Annotated in this window: 19 protein-coding genes, 1 other RNA gene and 2 pseudogenes; 6 read left to right on the top strand and 16 right to left on the bottom strand. The window is 37.2% G+C overall.

Going from position 1 to position 18,653, the window contains the following annotated elements:
- Positions 1-108 precede the first annotated feature (108 nt).
- Both ssrA and DD627_RS08130 read right to left on the bottom strand, forming a co-directional pair.
- Positions 109-480: a transfer-messenger RNA gene (ssrA, locus tag DD627_RS08135) on the bottom strand.
- A gap of 51 nt (positions 481-531) precedes the next feature.
- Complete coding sequence (locus DD627_RS08130) at positions 532-681, bottom strand: hypothetical protein (protein ID WP_186806981.1); 150 nt, start codon at positions 679-681, stop codon at positions 532-534.
- Between the two features lie 212 nt (positions 682-893).
- Between DD627_RS08130 and DD627_RS08125 the strand changes: the two genes are divergently transcribed.
- Positions 894-1,055, top strand: coding sequence for a hypothetical protein (locus DD627_RS08125; protein WP_186806980.1), 162 nt, complete (start codon positions 894-896; stop codon positions 1,053-1,055).
- Positions 1,056-1,104: 49 nt separating this feature from the next.
- Positions 1,105-1,917 carry a LicD family protein gene (locus DD627_RS08120; protein ID WP_260274671.1) on the top strand — a complete coding sequence of 271 codons (813 nt, stop codon included), beginning with the start codon at positions 1,105-1,107 and terminating at the stop codon, positions 1,915-1,917.
- 114 nt (positions 1,918-2,031) lie between these two features.
- On the opposite strand, the gene DD627_RS08115 is transcribed toward DD627_RS08120, so the two are convergent.
- The 5 genes from DD627_RS08115 to DD627_RS08095 all read right to left on the bottom strand — a co-directional run bounded on the left by DD627_RS08115 (position 2,032) and on the right by DD627_RS08095 (position 6,870).
- Entirely contained in the window at positions 2,032-3,708 is a 1,677-nt protein-coding gene (locus tag DD627_RS08115; protein ID WP_260274670.1) for an oleate hydratase, read from the bottom strand.
- 54 nt (positions 3,709-3,762) lie between these two features.
- Positions 3,763-4,095 carry an ArsR/SmtB family transcription factor gene (locus tag DD627_RS08110; protein WP_057784964.1) on the bottom strand — a complete coding sequence of 111 codons (333 nt, stop codon included), beginning with the start codon at positions 4,093-4,095 and terminating at the stop codon, positions 3,763-3,765.
- A 134-nt stretch (positions 4,096-4,229) separates the two neighbouring features.
- Complete coding sequence (locus tag DD627_RS08105; RefSeq protein WP_502695688.1) at positions 4,230-5,129, bottom strand: DUF368 domain-containing protein; 900 nt, start codon at positions 5,127-5,129, stop codon at positions 4,230-4,232.
- Between the two features lie 75 nt (positions 5,130-5,204).
- A complete protein-coding gene (locus DD627_RS08100) occupies positions 5,205-5,822 on the bottom strand; it encodes a sugar O-acetyltransferase (RefSeq protein WP_260274669.1) in 618 nt (205 codons plus the stop codon).
- An 85-nt stretch (positions 5,823-5,907) separates the two neighbouring features.
- A complete protein-coding gene (locus DD627_RS08095; protein ID WP_057784961.1) occupies positions 5,908-6,870 on the bottom strand; it encodes an NTF2-like N-terminal transpeptidase domain-containing protein in 963 nt (320 codons plus the stop codon).
- A gap of 196 nt (positions 6,871-7,066) precedes the next feature.
- On the opposite strand from DD627_RS08095, the gene DD627_RS08090 reads away from it, so the two are divergent.
- From DD627_RS08090 to DD627_RS08075, 4 genes and pseudogenes are all read left to right on the top strand, one after another.
- Complete coding sequence (locus DD627_RS08090) at positions 7,067-7,444, top strand: GntR family transcriptional regulator (RefSeq protein ID WP_057784960.1); 378 nt, start codon at positions 7,067-7,069, stop codon at positions 7,442-7,444.
- Positions 7,437-8,150: pseudogene (locus tag DD627_RS08085) on the top strand (ATP-binding cassette domain-containing protein). Before DD627_RS08090 ends, DD627_RS08085 begins: the two are co-directional and overlap by 8 nt.
- On the top strand, positions 8,143-8,898 hold the full coding sequence (locus DD627_RS08080; protein ID WP_057784958.1) for a hypothetical protein: 756 nt from the start codon (positions 8,143-8,145) through the stop codon (positions 8,896-8,898). The pseudogene DD627_RS08085 and the gene DD627_RS08080 overlap by 8 nt, the downstream one beginning before the upstream one ends.
- Positions 8,899-9,111: 213 nt before the next feature.
- Positions 9,112-9,786 carry a helix-turn-helix domain-containing protein gene (locus DD627_RS08075; RefSeq protein ID WP_260274668.1) on the top strand — a complete coding sequence of 225 codons (675 nt, stop codon included), beginning with the start codon at positions 9,112-9,114 and terminating at the stop codon, positions 9,784-9,786.
- A gap of 108 nt (positions 9,787-9,894) precedes the next feature.
- Here DD627_RS08075 and DD627_RS08070 read toward each other — a convergent pair whose 3' ends face one another.
- From DD627_RS08070 to DD627_RS08030, 9 genes and pseudogenes are all read right to left on the bottom strand, one after another.
- Positions 9,895-10,629 carry an ABC transporter permease gene (locus DD627_RS08070; RefSeq protein ID WP_068808173.1) on the bottom strand — a complete coding sequence of 245 codons (735 nt, stop codon included), beginning with the start codon at positions 10,627-10,629 and terminating at the stop codon, positions 9,895-9,897.
- The gene (locus DD627_RS08065) at positions 10,626-11,501 is read right to left on the bottom strand and encodes an ABC transporter ATP-binding protein (RefSeq protein WP_068808175.1); all 876 of its coding nucleotides are present in this window, start codon (positions 11,499-11,501) and stop codon (positions 10,626-10,628) included. The genes DD627_RS08070 and DD627_RS08065 overlap by 4 nt, the downstream gene beginning before the upstream one ends.
- 209 nt (positions 11,502-11,710) lie before the next feature.
- Positions 11,711-13,020: pseudogene (locus DD627_RS08060) on the bottom strand (PTS sugar transporter subunit IIC).
- A gap of 15 nt (positions 13,021-13,035) precedes the next feature.
- The gene (locus DD627_RS08055) at positions 13,036-13,563 is read right to left on the bottom strand and encodes a GrdB-related putative oxidoreductase (RefSeq protein WP_068808180.1); all 528 of its coding nucleotides are present in this window, start codon (positions 13,561-13,563) and stop codon (positions 13,036-13,038) included.
- Positions 13,564-13,586: 23 nt separating this feature from the next.
- Positions 13,587-14,540, bottom strand: a complete 954-nt coding sequence (locus DD627_RS08050; RefSeq protein WP_068808181.1) for a glycosylasparaginase — start codon at positions 14,538-14,540, stop codon at positions 13,587-13,589.
- Entirely contained in the window at positions 14,541-15,857 is a 1,317-nt protein-coding gene (locus tag DD627_RS08045; RefSeq protein WP_068808183.1) for a Sapep family Mn(2+)-dependent dipeptidase, read from the bottom strand.
- 12 nt (positions 15,858-15,869) lie between these two features.
- The gene (locus DD627_RS08040; protein WP_068808185.1) at positions 15,870-16,592 is read right to left on the bottom strand and encodes a GntR family transcriptional regulator, LSA1692 subfamily; all 723 of its coding nucleotides are present in this window, start codon (positions 16,590-16,592) and stop codon (positions 15,870-15,872) included.
- Positions 16,593-16,850: 258 nt separating this feature from the next.
- Positions 16,851-17,474, bottom strand: coding sequence for an ATP-binding cassette domain-containing protein (locus DD627_RS08035; RefSeq protein ID WP_260274667.1), 624 nt, complete (start codon positions 17,472-17,474; stop codon positions 16,851-16,853).
- A gap of 4 nt (positions 17,475-17,478) precedes the next feature.
- Positions 17,479-18,579: a DUF1430 domain-containing protein gene (locus DD627_RS08030; RefSeq protein WP_260274666.1), complete on the bottom strand. Its 1,101-nt coding sequence runs from the start codon at positions 18,577-18,579 to the stop codon at positions 17,479-17,481.
- Positions 18,580-18,653 lie beyond the last annotated feature (74 nt).

The raw sequence follows: 18,653 nt of genomic DNA, 5'->3' as shown, positions 1-18,653 counted from the left end.
TACGATTTGACAGAGACCCAAAAGTACAGCATAGAAATGAAAATAGTCTTCAGAATAAACCGCATAAAACCGGCATTCTGAAGACTATTAACCTGTACTGAAACTATAAAATGGAGTCGGCGGGGATCGAACCCGCGTCCAAGCATATTGCCACCCAGATATCTACGTTCATAGGCATACTACTTAAATTTCACTAACCAAAACACCGTATGTCAGGGTTCTCTTGATCAGCTAATCTGATTAGTCTCTTCAAGCTACTTCAGATGTGAGCAACTTGCGTAAGTCCACTTAATTTAAGACCTGTATCCAACACATGGACGATGCTAGGCAGATCTACGTTAAGCTGTTATTAAGCAGCTAAAGCGTAAGAATTGTTATTATTTTTTGCAGTTATAATTAAACTGAACGTTTTTAACGTAGACGTAAACTACGAAACGCAATCCGGGCTCAACCTATACCTGTCGAATCCATAACGACCCCATAACAACAGTATTACTATATCACAGCCAGTTACAAAAGCAATTAACTCGCTTACTTATGCTGCTGTGAACCAGAATTAGTTGCAGGAATCAAGGCAATTTGTCCGCGAGAAACCATTGTAACCAACAGTTTGTTGACAAGATCCGCATTCTGGACATTCTTTAATAAATATTCTAACAACGCATTTTTGGTTTTTCTCATTGTACAATCCTCCGTGACTCTTCGCATTTAAAACCTAATCTTAGGTACTAATAATAATGGTTCCCATCATAATTGTCAACCGTAAAACCCCCAATTATTTTCCAATTTTACTAAAAACTAAAAATATAATGACATCGTTTTCAATAAATTGTGGAAATTAGAATCATTTTAAACTAAAATGAAGGTAAATTGATAACTTGGGAGGTATCCTAATGACTGGTAATTCAAAAGTAACCGCAATTTTATTTTTCGTTTTCTATTTGATTTTAACTTACTTTGTTTTTGTTCATCAAAACATGATTGCGATGTATATGATGGCAATCGGAATGTTGCTGGAAGCCACCATCAATCTGTGGCACATGTTTAAATCTTAACTAAAATCAGGTACACTTAGGGTAATAAAAAACGGAGGAGCATTGTTCTATGTCGCAAATCAGCGAGTTGCATCGAATTGAATTAAACACTTTAAAAAAGTTCGTTAACATTTGCGAAAAACATCACATCAAATACTTTCTAATTGGTGGTTCACTGCTTGGTGCAATTCGCCATAACGGCTTTATTCCATGGGATGACGATGTGGACATTGGTATGCGACGTGATGAATATGATCGTTTTTCTTCTATTGCCCCTGCCCTTTTGCAAAATGAACACTACTTCATTCAAACCGCGGACACAGATCCTAATTTTGCATTTAGCTACATGAAAATGATTGATACTGACACTTATATTGAAGAACGAAATAATGTCAATGACGCGCGTAAAGGCATTTTCGTTGATATTTTTCCGTTTGATAAAGTACCACGACAACCTGAAATTAGGCGAGCTGTTTACAGTCGTTTTCGTTATTTTGATACACGAATCCTTTTACGCTTAGGCTATAATATCATCAAAACCCCGTTTCGTAAGGATCCGGAAACTAACGACCTTAATCACTATATGTCAGTTGCCAAACTAAAAGAAAAACGCGAAAATATTATGCGTCTTTATAATAAGGAACCATTTCACCATTACAAAAATTATGCGTCTCAGTATGCCTATGATAAAGAAGTTTTAAATCAAGCCGAAATCTCTGAGTTGATCACCCATCCGTTCGAAGATATTCAGGTTAAGATTCCAGAAGCTTACGATCGCATTCTAACTCGCATGTACGACGATTATATGACGCTTCCCCCAGAACGAGATCAAAAAGAAAAACACGTCGATGTGTTAATCGTAAACGGTAAACAAATTGACTAATATAAAACGAGAGTGACGATCTGATTTACCCACAGACCATCACTCTCGTTTTTTGCTTTATCACGCAAATTCACCAATCATGCTCGCAGTCATGATAAAATGTGCTTTCATTAATTATCTAAACATTGTCTTTGTTGCTCTTGCCAAAACTTTAGGTTGTTTTTCATAATGATGGAGTGGTGTTAACTCACTATCAGGAATTCCCATGAAGTGATATACAGCCACTTGGGCACATCTAAATGAATATTGTTCCGTGAAGACCATGTCAAATGGCATTTCGGCAAACTGACTAATAAAAGCCAAATTCTTAGAGTTCTTTGGCACAACAGCTGGACGGTCCCCCACAGCACGACGATTAAACAACGCGCTAGCATACGGCATGTAGGCTGGAATGACGTTTACAATGCTGTCCATAATCTCTTCGGTATGATCAGCAATGTTGTCACGCGCTGGATCCACAGCCGCTAGATGGCCTAACAGCTCCTCTAACATCTCTTGACCAGTCATTTCGATAAATGGTTTGTCAACATAATCTCCTTTGCGACGTGGATACATGACGTAGCCCCAGAAAACAGTTTCATTTTCCTTTTGAACGTGAAAATGAGGTTGGTGATGGACAACGATTGACATCAAATTGTTACTGTCAACCCAAGTATTCAGCGCATTTCCTGGCTCCTGTTGTGTAATCCGAGAAATCTCATTTAATAAGAAATGATTATTGGTTGTCACAGTGAAACTTAACCACTCACTTTGTTTACGATCGGCAAAGAATTTGTCTGGATTACCCAAATTGTAGAAGTGTTCCGTTGCCTGTTTCCAAAGAGCTGCACTTGGCGCATACTCCATGTTTTCTTTAATTGGGGTGTTTAAATCGCCAATGGAAGAACTATCCGTAATTGCACCGTTCGTATCAAAGACAAAATCATTTTCGCCAATTTCAATCTCACCGGGTTTGTTATCGTTATCCACTTCTTCATACTTCAAGCCTGTTACAATGATGTCATCGCGTAACGGTGTATCTTTAAATACAAATTCAGTGATTTTACGATTATTTACAAAGTTCACACCATGATCCGTCAAATATTTACGCATTGGTAAAATGATGCTTTCATACTGATTATATGGTGTTCGCGTCACGCCGGCCAAAGTATTGATTCGACTGAATTCTAAGATCATTCGATTCATGTAACGCCGTAGCTCCATTGCAGAGCTTTCTTTCTTAAACGCGAAAGTTGTTTGCCACATGTACCAGAAATTAGTTGTGAAAATATGAGGACTCTTAGCAAACCACTGTTCAATGCTGACATCATTTAATTGTGGTTCCTTAGATTCAGGCATCATCATTAACTTGGTTAATAGGAAGCGATCCTGATTATTAAATTGCATATGATTATAATCTTTTTGATCACCCTTATTACGAATGCCATCCGTCCGATCCATTAATCGCGCAACATCATGTGTAGGATGTGCATGGTCAAAGTTCAAAATATCGTCCGTAACTGATTGTCCTGGATTATCCAGCGATGGTACTGAACGTAAAACATCCCATAAGTTTTCATAAGTTTCTTCGTTCAGCATTCGGCCACCCTTCGCCAAGAATCCTTTATTGTTACTTAATTCTGGGTTACCGTATTCGGACTCATAATCAGCTACCTTAGCACCATCATTGGCACCGTGTTTTTCAAGACCAAACATGGTAATTTGATCACCACTCCAGCCACCGTCACGTATTAAATAAATGCCAGCTGCCAGATTACCAATTCCTGATCCGATCATATATGCTTTTGCCATTATATCCGCCCCTCATTGTTAAAATTTATTTTTTCGAAACACACTATTCATAACTTACGCATTTGACTCCCGAATTAATTTCACAATTCGCTCCAAACGCTCTAATGTGTCGTCCAACGTTAAATGATAAGTATTTTCCAATCCGTTTCGCGTCGAATCTACAATATTGACTGATCGCAAAATCTTCAAATGATGTGAAACTGCAGGTTGGGAAATATCTAACTGGGTCGTGATATCACCAACCGTCATGCCTTGTTTCAACCGCGACCCCAATAAAATAATAATTTGCTGCCGATGCTTATCAGCTAGTGCGTTTAAAATATCTAAATCATTTATAAACTCATCTAAAGCTGCCTTTTGTTTCGGCTCCATGGTTACCTCTTCCATAGGCTCACCTCTATCCATACATTTAAATATTTAAATCCATGAATATAGTAACATGCTTTGTACTTTTTGGCAAGCGCTTATAAAACTTGTTTAATAAAAAGCTGTTAGCATATGTCTAACGGCTTTTTTTGCTATTAGGTGTCCGTGGGGTCTTGTTTATCCAAAAATATTGTGACTAATACGCCGATAATGATAAAAACAACTAACGCCACGATCAACATAAACCACGATCCGCCACCTTGCACACTTACTACAGCACCTTTGAGCGCCAATTCCATCAGAATCCAAATACCAGCTACTACGATACCAAACACGGCGCAATACACCTGATGAGCATACTTGTGTAATAGGAAGTTTAAAACCTTTGCCATGAGGATCACACCTAAAAACGCACCAATCATAAAGGGCAATAAGATCACTACCGATGAAAAAGCTTGCTGAGCTTGATCAAATTTTCCAACCAGCATAAACATCACCGTATCTAAAAGTTTTGCAACTGAGTTATAAATGGTACCGTACTGGTTCACCATCATTAGCATAACTGCACCGGAAATCCCCGGAATCATCATCATAGAAATCGCAAAGAATCCCGCAAACGCAATGACTGCCCAATCATTTAAGTTTTGTAGGTGACTCATTGCTACAAAATCACTCATCCCTTCGTTTCCTTGATGGCTAACTAACATGATGAATGCAAATCCTAAGATAGCTAAAAGACCATCAAACAATTTGAACCTTTGAAAACTCACTTTTTTATAAACAAATGGCAAAACACCAATTACAAGGCCAATAAAGAATCCGTAACTCATTACTGGAAACTGTTCGCAAAGCCACAGCACTAGCTTTGTAGATGCTAGAATTCCGATCACAGCCCCAAACATGATGGGTAGTAAAAATTTGATATTTTTAAGTGGTTGTTTTCGAAAAGATGAGATTGCCTCAACCATTCTTTCATATAGCCCCACCACGACAGCAAACATGCTCCCAGACAGCCCAGGAATTACTAAGGCAATTCCAATCAGGAAGCCCTTCATTGTATTAATAAGCGATTTCGATTTTATTTGCGTTACCTCTTTTCTTTTTAAATCCGATTGTCATTGCAACTTTTTTTAATTAGAAGTCATTTCAGCGATGTAAGCTTGCTTTTGGGCTTCCCACTTTTGTTTGTCATCATCGTTAATTTCTCGTAACACGTGACACGGATTTCCCACCGCCACCACGTTATCTGGAATATCATGTGTCACGATTGACCCAGATCCAATCACCACATTATTCCCGATTGTGACACTTGGATTTATAACAGCGTTGCCGCCAATCCAGACATTATCACCAATTGTGATGGGATACCCATATTCATAGCCTTCGATCCGTACCGTAGGGTCAATCGGATGCCCAGCTGTATACAACCCGACCCGCGGACCAAACATTACGTTATCACCGATTGTTATGCGACCAACATCAATAAAAATACAGTCATAATTGGCATAGAAATTTTTGCCAATTGTCGTGTTAATTCCATAATCTGTATGAAACGGTGGCTCCATATAAACGTGGTCCCCCACACTGCCGAACAGTTTACCAAGTAATTCTTTGCGATAATCCACCTGTTCTTCTGTGGTATTGTTAAACAAGCGCGTTAAAATCCGACTATGTTTGAAATCTTTTCGAAGTTCCGGATCATTTGCGACATACAGTTTACTACTTAACATTCTTTCTTTATTGGTCATGACAGTTCCTCCGTATATTTAGTTTGATTATATCGAATTTTAAACCCTGTGTCAGTTGATAACTGTTGTTATCACTCATTAAGAATTACCGAAGTTTAACCACCTGACCACTTTTAGCCTTATTTTGAATGCTCAACACAATTTTTTTATTTAAAGAAGTAAAAACGAACTTTCCACCATCCTTTCCTTGCAGTTTTGAATTATATTTTCTTTCCCAGCCTGTTCTCCCAACCCGATCATGTTCGTTAAGTGTTGGATCTGCATTTATCTCCCCATCACTTACCATTCCTACCGTTCCTATTTTTCTATTTTGACCATGTTGTCTGTCGGTTACATATCGATCAACCAAACCTGGAACTTCAGGTTGTTTAATCTTATCAGCTGCTTTTAAAGGCAAGAAACTATCTTCATTAACTAATATAAATTGATTTAGTCTTGTCCGTAAGGCATTCTCTGATAAGTTAAACTGAGAAGCGATTTTGTGAATATTCTCTTCTTTGTTTGGCGAATCATTCAATTTTTCCGGAGCTATACCGACCATTTTATGTACAACATCCTTAGCTAACACATTTCCCGCTACCGATCTTATTTCCCCACGTGTTGCATAATTGATTTTAACTTGAAGAATAGTATGTTTAACAGTCACGTTAGGAATTATCATTTTTTCAGAATTTAAAATTTTCCATTTGCCATGTAACTTCCATATCTCTCCAGTTACTCGATTAAATCTAATTTTGCCAATTTTTGATTTCATAGCCAGTTGATATGAAATTTGATAATGATTTTGAACTCGGTCAAGCTGTAAATTCTTTAAATGAATATCTTTTGCTCCCATGGCATTAAAAATCTGAAAATATTTTTGTGCCGTTTCTTCCAACGCCATATTTTTAGTCCCATCATGTGATAAAATGTCCACAAAATTTTGTGACTGCATGTTCTGATCATAAACCTGAACGACCCTCTGAATATCCGCTATTTCATTTCTATTAATTACGTAGTGGACAACGACGCCTAATAAAAAGAGGATAACTATCATTTTTAAAAGCAATCTAAAACTCCTTCGCATCTGTTTCTCCTTGAAATAAATATTTTTATATTATCTATCCTTTAGAATACAGAACTTTTACTTAAAATTACATCCCTATCCGTTCTAAAACGAAAGATTTAACGCTAAAGGCTTGTAATATTTAGTTTTGTGACTTACAGTGTACTAGATAACTATTACACTATTACGGAGGAACAATATGAAGTTTGATGATAAGGTTCCTATTTACTATCAGATTAAGCAATATATATATCGTGAAATCATTATTGAACATCTCAAACCAGGCCAACAAATACCTGCCGTTCGTCAACTTGCAGTTACTTTGACTGTTAACGTCAATACCATCCAACGCGCCTTGAGTGAGCTTATTGATGAAGACGTTCTCGTTTCAAAACGCGGTAAAGGAAATTTTGTGACCGAAGACACAGAGGTCTTGAAAAATTTAAAAAAACGCACTGTAGAAGAACAAGTCAGCAATCTATATGATAATCTGACGGCTTTGCGGATTTCGCCAGATAAAATGTTGACTTATTTAGAAAATTATATTAATTCGCGAAAGGAAGCAAATCATGACTGACATTTTAACTATTAAAAATCTATCCTATAAAAGAAATTTAACCAACATTTTGAATCAACTAAATTGTTCCTTACCAACTGGCAGAATTGTGGGGCTTTTAGGAGAAAATGGCGCCGGCAAAACGACTTTGATGCGCTTGATTAGTGGAGCCGCAAATCACTATCGTGGTGAAATTAAAGTCTCCTCAGAAACAAGCCCCAGTGATCGCAAGCAGTTGGTAAGCTTTAGTCACCAAGTAGATGATGTTAATAGATCTGATCGCTTAGAAAAAATCGCGCATTTTTATGAAGCTGTCTACCCTGATTTCTCAACAAATAAATTCCAGCGTTTATCTGAGTTTCTAAATCTTGATTTGTCGTGACACTTAAACGATTTGTCCAAAGGAAATCAAATGAAGTTTATCATAGCAATTACCTTATCACGCCAAGTTAAATTATATTTACTAGATGAACCTTTTGACGGCATTGACAGTATGAGTTGTAAAAAAATCATAGCCAGCATTCTTCAGTGGAAACCAGAAGACGCGACCATTTTAATTAGCGATCATCATGTCGACGATATTGCTAATATTTTAGACGGCATATTAATTGTCAAAGATAAGAGAATTATTGTTTCAAAGAACGCTGATAAAATTCGGGAAGATTACGGGCAAAGTATCGAAGACTTTTTTGAAAGTTTTTATAAAGGAGAAGATCAAAATGACTAATACAAGTGTCTTAATTAAAACACTATTTAAAGAAAAAAATACTACCGTTCACAAAATTATTGGCTTACACGTCCTTACCCTTTTGATTACCCTTATTGCGATGATTTTGGAAAACGAATTTAATAGTATTAATTTTGCAAATCTTTCTCTTGTATACGGAGGGATCGGAGCATCAACCCTATTTATTCGTTTTGCGCTACGCATTGAAAAGATGTGGACGAGTAACACCTATCGCCTTATTCCCGTTTCCGAAAGTCGATTGTATGCTGCCAATTTTTTATCTGCAGTGGCCAGTTTTGTCTATTTTTTAATTTTGGAAGTTATTATTATTGGGGTAAGTAGTATTAAACCCTTATCAACCGTTAAATTACCCACACACATCTTGCTGGGATACTTTGTATGCGGGTTGATATTCATGATCATGTTAGTTCTTACAGGTTGGACATTTAATTGCCTAGCTCATCTTATAGAAAACACGATTAGTAACTTTTTACCTGACAAGTGGCAAGGCTTGCTTCAAAGCCTACTCTACGTGGCTACATTTATCCTTTTGCTAATTATCCTAAGTGTACTTAATAATCCAATTGGTACAATTATAAATAAACTATTTTCACCACTGTACTCGGCTAGCACGCCGCTTAACATCATTTTTACTTTACTCATGACTAGTGTATTCATGCTCCTTTGGACAGTAGTTCTGACCATCCCCAATCTCTATTTATTAAAACATTGGGTAGAAACCGAATAAGCTTTAAAGTCACAATTAAAAACACCTTCAACCAACTCGTTTCAAAGCTTAGTGAAATTTTTAATTGCTTCTTATATGTTCCTCATGTCATTAAATTTAAGATTCTTTGTCTCGAAGATACCCGCTTTTAGTCAAAAAAAAAATGTAACATGATAATTGCGTTACTTCTGATAATTTTCTGGGTACGATTAGAGTTGTTAGGAGGAAGCATACATGAAATTTTCGACTCAATTGCGTGAAAGAAGAAAAAAACTAAAACTTACGCAGGAATCTTTAGCAAACAAACTTAACGTAACTCGTCAAACACTTTCTCGTTGGAAAAACGATTTGAGTTATCCTAATCTAGACACCCTGGTCCAAATTAGCCAGATTCTAAACATTTCACTAGATTGTCTGCCAAAGGAAAATGAAAACTCCATGGTTGGCCAAATTAGTTCAAATGTCCGAAAAAAACGAAAATATAAAACTGTTCTATTAATAATTGGACTTCTATTGATCGCCACTTTTGTATTCATAACATTCCTAGGTTACGGTCGGGCCACACAAAACGCCACGATTGATCATCTAAATCCATTCATTAAGACTCAAGATGGCTATGCAATTTTACCCAACCTGGCAAATCAACAACAACTTACACAACAAGTAGATGTATTTGTCTCTGACGACGCATTTGGTAAAGGCAGCTGGCTAAAATTTGAGACAGGCCAATATACCGCTAAAAATCGCTGGACATTAATTCAACATAACGAATCCTATATTTCTAAAGTGCGTTTGCTAAACAAAAAACAGATTCCATTAGGCATGCGTGAGCAAGCTGGCAGTTTTTATACTGGCTATCAATCCAAAACTGAAGGCCCAAAAATCGGCAAAAAAATTTCGTGGTGGTGATTTGACTAATTCTTAATTTCAAAAACCACCAGTCACAAAAAAACGTTATGCCCATTTAAAATGAGCATAACGTTTTATAATGCAATTTATTTGGAAAAGCTTCATCACTTAGAGATTTTGATGTCGAAGCCCTTGTAAAGCGATAAATCCAAACACCAGAATGACAATAACTTCGATAACACTGCTGGCCACCGTGTCACCACTAAATTGTTGTGTAAAAGAAGAATTACTAGTAAATAGAGTATTAATAAACGAAGTAATCACACCTACTAGCATGTTAAATCCAAAATACAGCAAAATACTCAAAGTTTTACCTTTTACAATAATTACTGAAGTCATTAAGATAAATAATCCGGCAATGTAACTCAAAATTGCATTAATACTCAATGGTATCATTTGAGGCACCATCAGCATCCCCATTTCACCAAATAACTCATCCCAGCCGCCAAGATTACCAACTTGATAAATTAGAGTAGCAACAGGTACCACTAGCAAAACAAAGCTGACGACAATATTTGCTAAGATAACCGCTCCAATTTTAGCGAAAAATAGTTTATTTCGATTCACACCAGAAGCGACCATCAGGGCTAAAACACGATTCTTATAATCAATGGCAAGTAAGTGAAAGGGATAAATAATACCTAAGAATATCAGATTACTAACAAACAATAGGATTGCTAAGACAATACTTGTCACCAGAAGTGAAGAATTAAGGTGATCGAAATTTAAAAGTGCAATTGTTGCAATCACGTTTAACCCAAATAGGATTAAGGTCGCCATTAAATAATATTTGTCCCGTAAATATTTAAACAGTTCCATCTTAAAAATTAATCTTGCGTTCATTCGTCAACGCCTCCTTGCTGATCCAAAACTGATACTTTTGTCATAGTAGTAATCACAATTGCGTGTTCCACTAATTGAGGATATAAATTTTGCCATGATTCAGAATTAATATCAATCTTGACACCAGTCTCAGTTTTAACGAAATTAATTGATTCTGTGGTCAACAAATCTGCAAAAGCTTCGTCATTATTAGTCGAAATATTACGATAGGCTTGTTGACTATCAGCCTTCAAATCTAGTGCTTTAATGATGCGGCCATGGTCTATCACAAAAACAGTTTCGCATAAGCTTTCCAAATCTGTTTGAACGTGACTGGAAATCAACAATGTATGATTGCCTTTTCCCGTCCATTGACGCAAGTAGTTTTGAAACCACTTAACGGTATCTTGATCTAACCCACGGAAAGGCTCATCTAAAATTAAGACCTCTGCCGAATTCACAAGAGCTATCAGCAACACTAATTTTTTCTGCATACCATATGAAAAAGTTTTAACTGGGCGATCAAGCACAGATAATAAGCCAATCTCATCAGCCATTTGTTCAACTTTTTTCACATCATAATGGCCACGCAGTCCGGCGAAATATTGGATATTAAAGCGGGCCGTATAGTCCTTGTAAACCGAAAGATCATCAAGGACAATTCCCATTTTGGTCAAAATTGAATTTTCTTTTCTTGGATTACGACCATCAAAAATAATTTCCCCAGAATAATCGGTAATAATATTAGTTAAGCACTTGAAAAATGTGGTTTTACCCGCTCCATTGGCTCCCACTAATCCGTATGTATGACCTGGTTCAATTGTTAGTTGATCGATATCTAACGCTTTAAGGCTACCGTAACTTTTGCCTAAATTTTTAACTGTAATCGTCATCCCATCATCTCCTCATATTATGTTTTTATTATAGCAAAATTACGTCTCATTTACACTATTATTTCATATATAGTGGTGCATTTAATCTACAATTTTTAATCATTTTGAGTCTGAATTAAGATATCATTTTTCACTAAAAACCATAAAGAGCTCTGAAGAATCCTCATAATTCTTCAAAGCCCTTCTATTTTCTTAGACTACGAACTAATTTATACTTCACTAAAATCAATATCCAATTCTGCAGAAGCTGCTTTTTCTTCCTTCAAATATTGATTATCTAACATTTTGATAAATGGATAGTAAATAATAATTCCTAAAATAATTTCAAATAATTGTAAAACTGAACCTGTCCAGCTTCCAGTAGATAGCCACCCAGAAATAATCGGGGGTGTCGTCCACGGCAATAAGACGCCGTTTGTATGTGGCACCCATCCCCAAGTCATAACTAGGCCAGAAATCAGAGTGTTTAAAGTTGGAATAATAATAAATGGAATTGCAATAATCGGGTTAAGCACAACTGGGAGACCAAAAATAATCGGCTCGTTAATCCCAAAAATTCCCGGAATAATAGCTAGATTGCCTAACTGACGCACTCGATTTGATTTACAGATCACCAGCATAACAATTAGTAAAGATAATGTACTTCCGCCACCACCGTACGTTGTAAAGATATCAATAAACGGCTGTGTAAAAATGTGTGGTAATTCCAAATGCTTTTGAAAGGCCTGTAAATTATCCTGCGTCAAAACAAAGAAAATCGGCGACCAAACTGAATTAGTAATTGTGGGGCCGTTAATTCCAAAGCAGCAAAGTAAACTTGCCAAAAAATTATATAAAAGAACAGACGGCAATGAATTACCAACATTTTTCAATGGAGCTTGTAACATGGTATAAATGAAATTGTAAACGGTATCAAAACTAGTTAAACTAAATAAAATTCGAACAAGAAAAAATGCAAAAATAACTAAAGCACTAGGTAGTAAAGCATCGAACGATTGGGACACTGCCGGTGGCACACCTTCGGGCATTCTAATTGTCCAATGCCGTTTCAAAGCAAAACGATAAAGCTCTACACTGATTAAGGCAATAAAGATCCCCAGAAAAATTCCATTAGGTCCAAGATAAAGAGTTTCAACTGCACTAACAGTTTTCTTACCACTGTCAATGTGGTAGGCGTAAGAATCAAGAAAGAAATGATTGCAACTGCGCTAGCATTGACGGCTTGCAAGCCACGGTTTTTAGCATAGGCGTATGAAATCCCGAAACAACCTAGTAAACCAGTAAAACTAAAGACTGAGTTTGATACTGAACTGAACCATTCACTCCAATGAGAGCCTAAAATGCCAGTCCAGAATTCACTCCAGCCAGGGATTGGAAAGTTTCCAATCAATAAGAAAAATGAAGTTACAATAATCAAAGGCGTGATAATTAAGAATCCATCACGTAACGAGCGTAGCACAACGTTATTACCTAATTTTGTTGCAATTGGCATTAAGATCTTTTCAGCTTTATTTTGCATAAGGTTCCCTCCATTCTATGAAAAACAGTATTGTGATTTAAATTCTGTCATATCTGCTTTATTCACGGACAACTCACAGCCCTTTACAATAGCCTTTAATGAATCAGATAATCCCGTCCCACCTTTTTTCGGTACTTTAATAATTGTTAAATCTTCTTTATATTGTGTAACTAGCTCTTCATTTTTCTCAACAGCAGTGGCAACTAGCACTGGAATAGCAGAATTCCCCTGAAAGTAAGTTGCTAATTCACAGGCCATTGTCGAAAATTCCGGATAGTCATACGTCGGTCCGATGACAACCACATCAGCTTCCATTTTCTCCGCCATCTTAGTAAATTTACTTTGAACCACCTCGGCATTTTTATGATAATAATCGGTTCCACAATAAAAAGTTCCAATAACTTCACCATTAGCCTTTTTCAGATTTTTCTCTAAAGTTTCCGCACTGCCCATTGCAATTCTTTTGCCACCCAATTCAGTATCCGCTCGTTCTTTTCCACCTAATCCTGATTGAATTTGGTCTAAAATGACAATCACTTTCATTAGTGTTCCCTCCTCGCTCTGTTTTAATCTACAGGGGCTTTAATTCGCTTTTCGTATGCATCCAACCATTCTTGAGTAATTGGTTCAATAACAGTAGTTTCGTTTGGTCCCGGGTTGGCCATCAAAATTTGTGGCTGTTCATTTTCATTTCCCACACTAAAAGTAAATTCAACGTTGGTGGCAACACCCCACTCACCTTTGTGGTTCATAGCTACCAATGAAAACTCACCAGCTTTCCCGTAACGCTTTTTCAATTTCTCAATAAATGGATAAACCGCTTGATCGCAAGCTTCTTGAGGCGTTTTACCGTCACCCATTAACCTTACGATTTCGTAGGATAAACAGCCCTTCATAATGTCTTCACCTAGACCAGTTGCAGCTGCTCCACCAATTTCGCTATCTACATAAAATCCGGAACCAGATAACGGTGAATCACCAATCCGACCAGCCTTTTTCATGAATAGCCCTGAAGTTGAGGTACCAGCAGCCATAGATCCCTTCTGATCTAACGTAATCGCGCCAACCGTATCATGACCGTTATATGGATTTAAATTTTTTTCACGAATTTCTTTTAATCGTTTTTGCCAGATCTTTCTTGCACGTGGGGTTAACATATTCACAATTTCAAAATCATTTTGCATTGCATATTGAGTTGCTCCTTGACCAACCCGAAAACTGTTAAAATGCTGATCACTTAACTTACGGGCCACAGAAACAGCATGTTTGACATTTTGAATGCCAGCAACTGCTCCAATCGCGAGACTATCGCCATCCATAAAAGCGGCATCCATTTCAACAACACCCTGTTCGTTTGGTAAACCACCGTAACCAACCGATTTATAATACGGGTAGGCCTCTACTGTATTAATGAGTGCCTCCACTGCATCTCCAGCTGCACCTTGAGCCTTTAATAATTTACTCGCCTTCACAACCCCATCATGGGCCATTCTCCAGGTTGCAATTGTTCCGTATGTCATCTAATCATCCTTTCTTTTTCCTAAAACTAATATTGCCTTCATATAAATTTCCATATTGGTTAAAAGATCCTTTTCATCCATATACTCATCTTGTTTGTGTGCAATGCCTTTTTGACCAGGAAACGAAGGACCAAACGCAATAATGTTCGGCACCACACGGGCATAAGTAGCTCCGGTTGTCGTAACTGGGGTGCCATCTAATCCAGTGACCTGTTCATAAACTTCAGAAATCCGTTTTATCCAATCAGCTTGTTTGTTATGCATAACCCCTGGCATTGAGCGCACAATTTGAACTTTACTGTCAGGAAGAATATGTTGTTTGATGCCTTGCGTCACCTGTTCTTCGGTTATCGAAACCGGATAGCGAATCGCAATTGAAAGTTTTAATCCATTCGCGTTTTTCTCCAACTGATAAGGCGTCATAATCAACTTGCCACTATCTGCGTCTTCGAATTCAACTCCCAGTTTTTGTCCATAATGTTGATCGTGTAATCCCGCTAGCCAATGAAAATAATTCATAAGTTGACCACTCAGCAATTGATTATCATCAATTTTCTTAGCTAACAAGGTTAGGGCGTTTTTACCCAATTCCGGCGCATTAGACGGCGAACGTTTCCCCACAATGTTAATCTTTTCTTGATTTATCATGGCAATCACTGAATCAGGAACGTGATCAGATGCTTGTTCCTCGGGATTCAAGATATCAAACATCTGAAGATCAGCTGGCAGAATAGGCGTTTCAATTGCATAGTTCACAATTCCTCGTTCACCATACACAGCCGGATATTTACAGTCTGGTGTAAACCCATAAACCGGTGCAGGTTTCTTTGCTAAGTACCGTTTCATGTCAGCGCTTCCATTTTCTTCGTCAGAGCCAAATACTAGTCGAATGGTATGCGACAATTTAATGCCCATGTCCTTCAGCAATTTCATTCCATAAAGGCAGGCCATACTTGGCCCCTTGTTATCCAAAATGCCTCGTCCATAAAATCGTTGATCCTGTTTGCTTAACTCAAATGGTGCCGTTGTCCAATGACTACCAGCAGGTACAACATCTAAATGACCAAATATCCCAATGTAGTGTTCATCGTCGTTTCCCCATTGTACGTATGCAGCTGCATCATCCACAATGCCTGTTTTAAATCCGTATTGCTTTCCAATTTGTGTAACTAATGTCAAAGCTTCACGTGGCCCTTCGCCATAGGGTGCGTGTTCCTTTGGACTACTTTTAACACTCTCCACGCGCATCATTTTTTGTAGATCTTGTAGAAATTCTTGCTCTTGATCCGCAGTCAATACATGTATTTCTTGAGTCATCCTTCACCCTCCTCAAAGTTTGTGGCGAATCAACGTCGTTTTAAAACGATATTTGTCGGCACGATAATAAGAAGTATCTAAAAATATTGGTTTAGCTTCCGCGGTGTACGTAACCGACTGTACCTTTAGAATCGGACCACCAACTGAAACATGAAGTAATTTTCCAATATGGTCTTTAGCCAAAACAGCTTCAATTTCTTGTTGAGAATATGCAATTTTTTCCTGTTTCTCAATAATTTTAAACAGCGAGCCTGTAAAATCTTTTTTTGACAATCCTTTTACTAATGGTTCAGGTATATATATCTGTTCAACTGTCATTGGTTCGTTATCCCAATAGCGGCATCTAACCAATCTATACACTGAAACTTCGTGATTCTTGTTTATTTGAAGCATATCCAGAACATTTTTAGACGGATGGCTTACCTTTGCATAGGAAATCACTTCTGTATGACTATCTCTGCCATATGCTTGGGATGCTTCAGTAAATCCTTGAAGTCCTAGGCGTCCACTTTCGATTTTAGGTGCGTCAATCACATAAGTTCCCTTTCCTTGACTTTTAACCAGAACCTGAGATTCAATTAGTAGCGCAATAGCTTTACGAACTGTCAAGCGACTAACTTGAAATTCATCAGCAAGATCATATTCAGAAGGTAACTTTTGCTTTGTGCCATACTCACCATCATCCACGCGCTGTTTGATTATATCCGCCACATACCGAAATTTTGCTTTTCTCATGCCACACCTCCAATTTAATCAAACTAGTATGTACTGTTTAGTATATACTAGCATGATACATGCAAAAATTCGAGAAAAATGATGCTACGATTACTATTAAAAAAAGCACTCGCAAACTAACAGTTTACGAATGCTAAAAATGATTATCTAGCAAATTTAACTTTTACATTATAAAAGTGCAAAACCGATTTCAGAACTCTTTTTACTATAGTTTATCAAGAATTTATTGTGTCAAATAGTTTTTTACGAATTTACGTGTTACTTAAAATCAGTAATTCTTACACATTCGTCGACGGCTGCCTTCACTTGGTCATCATGAGTTGCAATAATAACGACTTTTCCTGAATTCGCCATTTCACGTAAACTATCAAGCACTAGTTGACCATTGGCGTGGTCCAGTGCTCCTGTTGGTTCATCTGCCAGAACAATCAACGGGTCCTGTAAACTAAGTCGTGCCAAGGCAACCCGTTGAGCTTCTCCACCAGATAGCGTAAATATTTTACGAGTTAAATAGGTATCATCTAATCCATATTTTGACAAATGTTCTTGTAGAACATTGGTTCGATAATGTTTCACAATATTAAGATTTTGGGCAACAGTTTCTTCATCGACAAGCGCATAATTCTGAAATAAATAACCAATATACCGACGAAAATATTTCAAACTTGGGATAGTTTTGATGTCTGTATCATCAAAACTGATTGACCCACTGGTTAATTTTTCTAATCGGCCGACACTATTCAATAGTGTCGTTTTGCCACTTCCAGATGGCCCAACGAGTGCGTACATTTTGCCAGTCTCAAACTGATAGTTAACGTTTCTAAAAACATGATACTGATCAAAGCTTTTACTACATCCACTAAGTTTTAAGTAACTGATCATTGTCCTATTCTCCTTTAATTGCTTTATTAATGTTCAAATAACGGTTTTGAATACCCAATATTAACAATTCACTAACATTGGATAGTACTAGCAACAGTATCATAACCATCATATTGTGGGTCACTGCCCACACGACGAAAGCTTCAAAAAAGCTTAATGCAAAATTCAAGACGATGAATTTCCCAAAGATACCAATGAAGTGGCTCCCCAATAGTCGTTTAATGGCTATTTTCTTGCGATTGTTACTAAAGTAAATGCTATTAAACGAAATGTTTTCAAGCACAATGATTGCTAGTATAATAACCAGGACCATTATTGAGATTGCTAGTTTGCGACGAACTAAGGCTAGTTGTTTCATTGCATAGCTCTTTGTGTTAACAATGCCACCGATGTAACGAGACATTCCTGATTTTTGAATTCCTTTCCGCATGACTGCGACACTTGGACTAAGAAAAGCTTCAGTTGAGAGGTAGCTTGACCAAATACTATTTGCGTCTGTATTTTTCTTACTGATTCCACCCAAAGATTCATTTGTTAAAACAAGGACAACTGCAGATTTTACATAGCCATTATAATAGCCCATATCCAGTGCATCCGCACTGTAAGTAAACAAGTGCTGTGCATTTTTAATTTTGATTGGCTTAATGAGCAGTTTCTTTCCGGTTTTATTTTCTGCACTGTTTAGCCATAGTTCGCTACGATACTCCCGCAAAATTTGTTTACGATTGGCATATTGTGCTTCAGGAATTAAAACGTACGTTGTGCTTGTTTTGTTTGATATTTTAACTCTTTTACCATTCGAAGCAAAAACTGAATTCATTTTTAAATAATTGGGGTTTACAGTCAAAACATGACCATTTGTAGAACTCATAACATCCGTTTTGTCAGTTCCCCATCCTTGATAGGCCGCAAGCATCCCTCCATGATTTGCTAAATAATGGAATAGAGTGGTAGAGCCATGTTCAAGAAATATATCTTCTTTTTTTGTAGTATTAATTGGAGAAATGTTGATAGTATAGTAAGTTTTTCCATGCATCCAAACTGATAATTGATCACTTAATTGATGATTCTGTTTTAGTGTTCCCAGTAAAGTCACGAAAGTCATACAAGCAAATATTTCCACGACAATTTTAATAATCATATTAATCGGAAATTACAAGAACAAGTTAGCCACCCCGC

Origin of the sequence: Pediococcus sp. (assembly GCF_003533255.1) — a bacterium.
GTDB classification, from domain to species: domain Bacteria; phylum Bacillota; class Bacilli; order Lactobacillales; family Lactobacillaceae; genus Pediococcus; species Pediococcus parvulus.
Note: the sequence above shows the minus strand (reverse complement) of the source record. Positions and strands in the feature narration are given on the sequence as shown.

What these genes read in the sequence shown, in the direction of transcription:
- DD627_RS08130 (WP_186806981.1), bottom strand. Translation starts at nt 681, where the DNA reads ATGAGAAAAACCAAAAATGCGTTGTTAGAATATTTATTAAAGAATGTC.
- DD627_RS08080 (WP_057784958.1), top strand. Translation starts at nt 8,143, where the DNA reads ATGACTAATACAAGTGTCTTAATTAAAACACTATTTAAAGAAAAAAAT.
- DD627_RS08070 (WP_068808173.1), bottom strand. Translation starts at nt 10,629, where the DNA reads ATGAACGCAAGATTAATTTTTAAGATGGAACTGTTTAAATATTTACGG.
- DD627_RS08100 (WP_260274669.1), bottom strand. Translation starts at nt 5,822, where the DNA reads ATGACCAATAAAGAAAGAATGTTAAGTAGTAAACTGTATGTCGCAAAT.
- DD627_RS08075 (WP_260274668.1), top strand. Translation starts at nt 9,112, where the DNA reads ATGAAATTTTCGACTCAATTGCGTGAAAGAAGAAAAAAACTAAAACTT.
- DD627_RS08105 (WP_502695688.1), bottom strand. Translation starts at nt 5,129, where the DNA reads ATGAAGGGCTTCCTGATTGGAATTGCCTTAGTAATTCCTGGGCTGTCT.
- DD627_RS08050 (WP_068808181.1), bottom strand. Translation starts at nt 14,540, where the DNA reads ATGACATACGGAACAATTGCAACCTGGAGAATGGCCCATGATGGGGTT.
- DD627_RS08125 (WP_186806980.1), top strand. Translation starts at nt 894, where the DNA reads ATGACTGGTAATTCAAAAGTAACCGCAATTTTATTTTTCGTTTTCTAT.
- DD627_RS08065 (WP_068808175.1), bottom strand. Translation starts at nt 11,501, where the DNA reads ATGACGATTACAGTTAAAAATTTAGGCAAAAGTTACGGTAGCCTTAAA.
- DD627_RS08030 (WP_260274666.1), bottom strand. Translation starts at nt 18,579, where the DNA reads ATGACTTTCGTGACTTTACTGGGAACACTAAAACAGAATCATCAATTA.
- DD627_RS08055 (WP_068808180.1), bottom strand. Translation starts at nt 13,563, where the DNA reads ATGAAAGTGATTGTCATTTTAGACCAAATTCAATCAGGATTAGGTGGA.
- DD627_RS08045 (WP_068808183.1), bottom strand. Translation starts at nt 15,857, where the DNA reads ATGACTCAAGAAATACATGTATTGACTGCGGATCAAGAGCAAGAATTT.
- DD627_RS08115 (WP_260274670.1), bottom strand. Translation starts at nt 3,708, where the DNA reads ATGGCAAAAGCATATATGATCGGATCAGGAATTGGTAATCTGGCAGCT.
- DD627_RS08120 (WP_260274671.1), top strand. Translation starts at nt 1,105, where the DNA reads ATGTCGCAAATCAGCGAGTTGCATCGAATTGAATTAAACACTTTAAAA.
- DD627_RS08110 (WP_057784964.1), bottom strand. Translation starts at nt 4,095, where the DNA reads ATGGAAGAGGTAACCATGGAGCCGAAACAAAAGGCAGCTTTAGATGAG.
- DD627_RS08090 (WP_057784960.1), top strand. Translation starts at nt 7,067, where the DNA reads ATGAAGTTTGATGATAAGGTTCCTATTTACTATCAGATTAAGCAATAT.
- DD627_RS08035 (WP_260274667.1), bottom strand. Translation starts at nt 17,474, where the DNA reads ATGATCAGTTACTTAAAACTTAGTGGATGTAGTAAAAGCTTTGATCAG.
- DD627_RS08040 (WP_068808185.1), bottom strand. Translation starts at nt 16,592, where the DNA reads ATGAGAAAAGCAAAATTTCGGTATGTGGCGGATATAATCAAACAGCGC.